This window comes from Candidatus Zixiibacteriota bacterium (assembly GCA_020853795.1).
GTDB lineage: Bacteria > Zixibacteria > MSB-5A5 > CAIYYT01 > CAIYYT01 > JADJGC01.
This window is the reverse complement of sequence record JADYYF010000016.1, coordinates 1-7151: the sequence shown is the minus strand read 5'-3', so window position 1 is coordinate 7151 and position 7151 is coordinate 1. Positions and strand designations below refer to the sequence as shown.

Sequence of the window (7151 nt, the reverse complement as noted above, 5' to 3'; positions counted from 1 at the left end):
GAATGAGCTGAAACGACTTGAGGGCGCCGCTGAGCAGTCGGCGGCGGCGTGGATTGTTGACCGCGGGCGCTGGAATGGGATGGAGATCGTGACGGTGGCGGTGTCGCCGTATGACGAGATTGACGAGTCGCGGTTGCGATATTACGAGCATGCTGAATTGCAGGTCTTCGGGTCGGCAAATCTGGAGTACCGAGTCATCGGCACAGGGGAGCTCCCGGAGTTTGTCCAAACTAATGGCGCTCTTCCCTACGGCAAGGGTTTCGCGGCGGCATCCGCGGCAAGCTTGGGTGCCCAGTACCTGGCGGTTACCGGGAGCGAATTTGCGGAAGAACTTCAGCCGTTGCTGGAGTGGAAGCAGGCCAAGGGGCTGACGACGGCGTTGTACACGATCGATGAAATCACGGCCCAATACGGTGGGGTCGACGATGCGGAGAAGCTGCGGAATTTCCTGATAGCGGCCCACGATGCCGGAACGCAATACGTGCTTTTGGCGGGCGACGAGACGGTGCTGCCGATTCGGTATGCTTATCACGCCAACACGGCAATGACGCCGGATGTGAGTCTTCAAAACATCTGCGATCTGTATTTCGCCGACGTTGACGGGCATTGGGACGCGGACGGCGACGGTGTGTGGGGCGAGCCGGCGCAGGACCAGCCCGATTTGTACGGCGAGTTACTGGTGGGGCGACTTCCCTTCCACCGCGCGGAAGACTTCGCGGCCTATGTCGAAAAGTTGATCGCCTACGAGCAGAATCCGGGGGGCGGCGATTACGAGTACTTGAGCAAGTCGTTGTTTATTGCGGCGGATCAGATGCGCGACTACCAGGGGGTGGGACAGCATCAACTGTTAGCGCAGACATTTCCCGCGACGGTCGCGAGTGATACCTCGGTGCTGGTGGAAGCGCCGACGGGTGAGGCGGAAAACCCGCAGTACCCGCAGGCGCCGAGCGCGATTACGGCGATGGGCGCGGGTTGGGGATTCACGACGTTGCTGATTCACGGAGTCAGCGACGGCTGGGTGCTGCGGTCGAACGAATACAACCAATGGCCGAAATCGTTCTTATTCACGGCGGCGGGGGTGGACGATACGCACGGATTTCTGCCGAACATCGCCGCGAGCGGCAAGCCGGGGTTGATCTACTCGATCGGCTGCGACAATGCGGCGTTCGACATGGATGCGCCGCCGTTTGCCTCGACGAATCCGTGTGTGGCGGAGATGTTTTTGGCGAAGCCGGACGGGGGCGCGGTGGCATTTGTGGGCTATTCGCGTTGGGGTTGGGTGGCGACTTCCTGGAAGCTGGAAAGCGCGTTCATCAACTACCTGTACAACCAGTCGAATTCGCCGGCAGAGGCACTGGCGTACTCGAAGGCAATGTACCCGAGTTATCGTGATCTTTGCTACGGCTTGAATTACCTCGGCGATCCGGAGTTGCGGTATTGGACGGAAGCCCCGCGCACGAGTAAGTTATTCGTCTCCGATGTTGATTCGGTCGGAGTAAATCAACTCCTCGTGTCGTTCAAGGATGGCGATAATGCGATCGCGGGCGCATTAGTGACATTGACGAAAAACGGCGAAGTTATCGAACAGACGATGACGGATGGCGTAGGGCTGGCAACGGTAACATTCGAATTCAACGGTACAGATGAATTTGTGCTGACGGCGTACAAAGCAGGGGTAGTAACGCGGACGAAGACCTTATCGCCGGCAATCGTGTTGGATGCGGATGACGAGGAAGGGACTTCCCTGCCGCAGGAGTTCCGGCTGCATCAGAATTTCCCGAATCCATTCAATCCGACGACGACGATCGCGATGGACCTGCCGCGGGCGACGCGGGTGACGCTGACGATTGTGAACATCATAGGGCAAATTGTGCGGACCGCGGTCGCGGCGGAGTGGTCGGCGGGGCGGCACGAAGTCGAATGGGACGGGCGGGACGACGGGGGCGCGGCGGTGAGTTCGGGGGTGTATTTCGCGGTCTTGCGGTCGGAAGACTTTCGCGCGGCAATCAAGATGTCGCTTCTAAAATGAGGCGCAGATAGACTCTAATCTGAGCGCTAATCCAGAGCAGCAGCCAGACAAAAGGGCGGAAGATCCGTCGGTGGCCGAGAAGTTCGTGCTTGCAGAGGTAGCGGTAGAAGCCGCGGTGAGAGTCGCGGATGATCCAGCCGCCTTCGTTGCGGGTGGAGCCGCCGAGACGATGTTCGGCATGAGCGGCGGGCTCGAAGATGATCGCCGAACCGGAATCGGCAATACGCTTGCAGTAGTCGACATCGGAGAAGAAGATGAAGAACTGCTCGTCCCAGGGGCCGATGCGGGCGAAAGTCTCGCGGCGGAACAGGAGTGCGGAGGCCATTGGCTGGGCGACCTGCGCGCGGGTGTTGTGATCGAAATAGCGATTTTTCCAGCGGCCGAAGACACGGCTGCGCGGGAAGAGCCGAGCCAGGCCGGTGTGTTCCCAGATCAAGGTTGAGAGCGTGGGAAAATTGCGGACGCTGGACTGAATCGTGCCGTCGGGTGATAGCAACTGCGGCGCGGCGGCGGCGACAGCGGGGTCAGCAGTGAGTACGGCGGTCAATTTCGGTGTGCAATCGGGATGAAGGCGGATGTCGGGATTGAGGAGGAAGACGAAATCGCCCGTGGCATCGGCGAGAGCCTGATTGACGGCGGCGGTAAAGCCGCGATTCTCGCGGTTGATCGTCAATGAGGCGTGAAGACCACTTTCCTGAACGAGCCGGGCGCAATTGTCGGCGGAGTAGTTGTCGATGATGATGATCTGCTTCTCCAGACTGCCGGTTTGCGCACCGATGGACTGGAGCAAAGCGGGGAGCACATCGTTGGATTTGTAGGCGATGACGATGAAGGAAACCTTCATGCCAGGAGTCCTTCGACGAGGTCGGCAAAGGGCGCGAGAGTGCGCTGCCACTCGAACTGTTCGACACCGGGCCGCGGCGGCGGTTCGGGATCTTTCGCTTCGGCAGCGACGAAATCCTCAATCGCTTCAACAAACTGCCCGGAGCCGTCGGCAAAGGCGACGCGCGGAAATTCTCGTTCGGCAAGAAAGTGGCGAGCGGCATTGTTGCGCGGGAGCATAGCAAGCAGCGGCGGTTCGGCGCGCAAGAGCTCGAACAGTTTGGACGGAACGATGTAGCGCGTGTCATATTGGTCGGAGAGCGCGATCAGATTAACAGCGGAACGGCGGATCAGGGCGAGCGAGCGCGGGTGGGGGGCATAGCCGGTGGACTCGAAAGCATTTTCGAGACGATGCGCGGCCAGGATTGACGGCAGCTCGGGCAGATCGACATGGCCGACGTGGCGGATGCGCCAGTCGGAGTCGGTGGAGCGGCGCAGTTGCGCGACAAAGCGGGCGAGGCGGTCGAAGCCAATCAGGTGGTTGAGCGTGCCATAGAGGCCGAGGGAGAGCGTTTGGCGCGTGATCGCATCGGTGAAGTCGCGCTCATCGTAGCCATTGGGGACGAACTGCACGGGTTTCTTCTCGCCAAGAAGCAGTGACAGCAAGAATTGGCGGGTTTCGGGCGAGGTGCTGGTGACGGCGTCGGCGAGGCCGGCGATTTCGCGAGTCAATTCGGCGGCGCGGCGGCCAGTTTCGATGGAATCGGATTCGGCCGGCAGCGAGGTCCAGATATCGCGGAAGTCGGCGATCCACTTGATCGGCGCGGACCTGCGCACGTAGAGCCCGACCAGGTGCGACGAGACCGGCGGCGAGGTGGTGATGACGACGGTATTGGCCGGAAACGGCATGGCCTGCTCGACGGCGCGGACGGCGAAGGGGACGAAGCCGGTTTTGGAGTCGGGGAACAACTTTGACGCACCGGCGGCGCGGGATTTCCAGCGCGCGAGCCACGATTTGGGGATCATGGGCAGATAGCGGGAGAGCCGCGCGGGGTCGAGTGACTCCACGCGCTGCACGGCAACGCGCCCATCGAGCCGCGCCAGGAGCGAGTCGTCGTAGATCGGATAGTTGATCGGTTTGACGGTCACGACGACGACACGGTGGCCGCGCCCGGCCAGGAGATTGGCGAGCATGACGGGGCGCGCGGTTCCTGCCAGTCCGAGCGGCGGGAAGTAATAGCTAACGATGATGACGTGAGCCGGTGCGGTCATATTCGTCAATCAGTTTGCGAAAGGCTTTATCAGCAATGAGCATCTGGTCTTCGCGTATACCCTTCTGCTCGAGTGTCGGCCAATAGGACTTCCACGCCGCGGCGCGACACGCCGGATCGGCGGCGGCGCGGACTTTCTCAGCGAGCGCGGCGGCATCACCGACGGGAAAAAGATACGGCGCCTCGCTGAGCCACTCCTGATTGCCGGGAATCTCAGTGACGATCGGGTACAGCCGCTGGGACATCGCCTCGAGCAGCGAGACCGAGCTGGAATCGGAGGTGGCGGTCGAGACATAGACATCGTGTGTGCGATAGAGGTTGAAGAGCTGTTCGTCGGTCTGATAGCCGGTAAAGGAGACGCGGTCGTCAAGGCGAAGTTGTGCGGCCAGAGCTTGCAAAGTTGCGGCCTGCGAGCCAGCGCCGGCGACGGTGAGGTGGAACGGAAAACTGGAGTCCCTGAGAATGGCGGCGGACTTGATCAGAGTGGCGACATCGTAGAGCGGTTCGAGGCGGCGGGTGGAGAGAACACGCAAGATCGGCGTCTCCTTGATTTCGCGGATCGATCCGCTTTCGAACCAGGATTGGCGCACACCAAAGCTGACGACGAGGCGGCGCCGGAGGGGCGCGATCGATTCGGCGACGGCAAGGGCATGGTGCGAATCGGCAACGACCAGGTCGGCGCGTCTGAGAATGTGACGGCTGCGAAGACGGCGGAAGAGGCCGCGCTTGCCGGCGACGAGAATATCGGAACCCCAGAGCGTGAGGACCCACGGGTGGGCATTGACGGTGGCGGCGACAAGGCCGTAGGTCGGCAGGAAGTGGGCGTTGATCAGGTGGGGCTGAAACTCGCGGATCAGCGCGGTGGTTTGATCGACAAGCGAAAGGTAGCGCGCCGGACCGTGATCGGCGCCGGGCACGAGGCGACGGCCGGAAAAATCAGGGTGGTGATCACCGGAAGCGGTGAGGACATCCCAGCCGAGTTTCTCGAAAGCCTTGTGCCAGCGCTGCAGGTGCGGGGAGAGGGCTTCCCCGAGGAAGAGGATTTTCATGGGCGGCCCCGCAGTCGGTCGGCAAAATGCTTGAGACCGGAAACCGCAGAGTATTCGCGGTAGACGAATTCAGCGGCGCCGAAACCCGACTTGAAGCGCAGGAGGCCGGCGTCGCCTGGCGGTGACGCGCCGAGATTAAGGTGTTGCAGCCCCGCGGCGCGGAAATGTGAGATCATCGAATCCAACAAATAGAAATTTCCGCCCGACTGCAAGGCCTCCGGCAACGCGAAACCGTCGAAATAGAAGGCGTCGAGGCGACTGACGAAGAAGATTTGCAGCGCGACGAGTTGTTCGCCCTGATAGAGACCGCCGGCGATGATGCCGGGCGGTTCGGATCTGAGGTTGGCGAGGAGATGATCGTAGGCGGCGACGGGCAGCCGGCGAAGCTCACCGGTGCGCTTTTCGTGGCGGGCGAGCATAGCGAGGGCGGGGATTTTTGCGGAGGAATCCAGCAAGCGAACATCGAAGCCGGACGAGGCGGCTTTGCGAAGATTGCGCGCGGTGTTGTCGGAGTAATCAAGGGACGCGGTCAGGTCAACCAGGTGCGCGCGAAGTTCACGGGCGACGAGAGCGCCGAAGTTATTGGACGCCGAGTCAGGTTGAATAATGCGGACTTCGGCGAAGCGCTGAGAAGTGATCCAGTCGGCAATTGGAGCGGGATTGGCTTCGCCATAAAGACCACCATACATTCCGAAGGGCATGGAATAGAAGTGGCGGCCAAGGAGCGATCTTTTGATAAAGCCGACGAGCAGGATCCGGCCGCAACGGAGACCGATTCCCTGCCAGCGGAAGCAATCGCGCCAAAGCGCGAGGAGTTCGGGAAGAAAGAACGGGCCGGAGAGGGGGCGGCTCTGGAGGTGTTGCAGTTCGGTGGCGGTCAGGTCAGCGAGCGGAACGATGGCGAGGCGATCATCGTTCATCGCCGCACGACGAAGACCTTGCCGTGGTGACGGCCGCCGTCTTCCGCCTTGATTTCCCAGATGTAGACGCCGGAGGCGACGAATTCGCCGGCGGCATTGCGGCCGTCCCAGCCGGTGTTGACATCGGTGAGGCGGACGAGATCGCCGGCGACGGTGAAGATGCGGACATCGCCGCGCTGATCGAGGCGGAATTGCAGTTGCGCAAGGGAGCCGTCGCCGATGCGGAATGGATTCGGATAGGCGACCACGCCGGAAGAAGCATCCCCGTCCACGAGGCTGTAGTCCAGAATGGAAAGGCCGTTGCGCGTGAAGATGAGCAAGCGGCCGGAAGGTTCGTCGTACACGAGGCTTTCGATCTGGTCGGAGACCAATTCGGAGTTGGCGGTTGTGAAGGCCAGGGTATCGCCGCCGCCATCGGGCAGAAGCGCCAGGCCGCCGGTGGTGCCGACCCAAAGATTGTTGCGGCTGTCGACGGCGAGGGCGGTGATTTCCGAGTTGACCTCGGCCGGCAGAGACGCGGGAATGAAGAACTCGATATCGTCGTCAAAGCGGGCGAGACCCTGATTGGTGCCGACCCAGAGGCGGTTGTCGCGATCGTAGGCGAGCGCGGTCACGATGGCCGAGGGCAGACGGCGGCTGCGACTGAAGTAGCCGAGCTGGTCGTCGGCGTGATTAAAGAGATCGCTGCCGAAGCGCAGGAAGGCGATGCCCTGGTCATCGACCCCGACAGCGGCGGTGCCGACACCGGCGGCGACGACCTGATTATTCCCGACGACGAAGCCATCGGCAGCGTCGAACCAGGTCCAGGCAGAGTCGGAGGGATCGAAGACAACCATCGGGCGATGCGGGTTCGCCTGGAATAATGAGAACCAGATGCGGCCGGCGGGGTCCTGATAGATGCCGTTGACGACGCTGGCGGTAGCATCCTGTTGAATGCCGATCAGGGGCGAGTTGGAGTAGGTGAAATTCGCCAGCTCATTGGCGGCATTGAGGCGATAGACGCCGCCGCCGAAGGTGCAAATCCAAACGTTGTCGTCACGATCGACGATGCCGGCGAGCT

6 protein-coding genes are annotated in these 7151 nt (G+C 61.6%); 1 reads left to right on the top strand and 5 read right to left on the bottom strand.

The features are described from left to right. Positions 1 to 2029, top strand: a 2029-nt coding sequence (locus IT585_01230; GenBank protein MCC6961852.1) for a hypothetical protein, incomplete at its 5' end; no start/stop codon positions are given. Here the strand turns inward: IT585_01230 and IT585_01225 are convergent. From IT585_01225 to IT585_01205, 5 genes are all read right to left on the bottom strand, one after another. Continuing rightward, on the bottom strand, positions 2007 to 2873 hold the full coding sequence (locus IT585_01225; GenBank protein MCC6961851.1) for a glycosyltransferase: 867 nt from the start codon (positions 2871 to 2873) through the stop codon (positions 2007 to 2009). The genes IT585_01230 and IT585_01225 overlap by 23 nt on opposite strands. Further along, a complete protein-coding gene (locus tag IT585_01220) occupies positions 2870 to 4123 on the bottom strand; it encodes a hypothetical protein (protein MCC6961850.1) in 1254 nt (417 codons plus the stop codon). Before IT585_01220 ends, IT585_01225 begins: the two co-directional genes overlap by 4 nt. Continuing rightward, the gene (locus IT585_01215) at positions 4092 to 5171 is read right to left on the bottom strand and encodes a glycosyltransferase (protein MCC6961849.1); all 1080 of its coding nucleotides are present in this window, start codon (positions 5169 to 5171) and stop codon (positions 4092 to 4094) included. The genes IT585_01220 and IT585_01215 overlap by 32 nt, the downstream gene beginning before the upstream one ends. Next, positions 5168 to 6091 (bottom strand): GNAT family N-acetyltransferase, encoded by a 924-nt coding sequence (locus IT585_01210; protein MCC6961848.1) that lies wholly within the window; start codon positions 6089 to 6091, stop codon positions 5168 to 5170. The genes IT585_01215 and IT585_01210 overlap by 4 nt, the downstream gene beginning before the upstream one ends. Next, on the bottom strand, positions 6088 to 7151 hold a 1064-nt coding region (locus IT585_01205), incomplete at its 5' end, for a hypothetical protein (GenBank protein ID MCC6961847.1). The genes IT585_01210 and IT585_01205, both read right to left, overlap by 4 nt.

What these genes read in the sequence shown, in the direction of transcription:
- IT585_01225 (MCC6961851.1), bottom strand. Translation starts at nt 2,873, where the DNA reads ATGAAGGTTTCCTTCATCGTCATCGCCTACAAATCCAACGATGTGCTC.
- IT585_01210 (MCC6961848.1), bottom strand. Translation starts at nt 6,091, where the DNA reads ATGAACGATGATCGCCTCGCCATCGTTCCGCTCGCTGACCTGACCGCC.
- IT585_01215 (MCC6961849.1), bottom strand. Translation starts at nt 5,171, where the DNA reads ATGAAAATCCTCTTCCTCGGGGAAGCCCTCTCCCCGCACCTGCAGCGC.
- IT585_01220 (MCC6961850.1), bottom strand. Translation starts at nt 4,123, where the DNA reads ATGACCGCACCGGCTCACGTCATCATCGTTAGCTATTACTTCCCGCCG.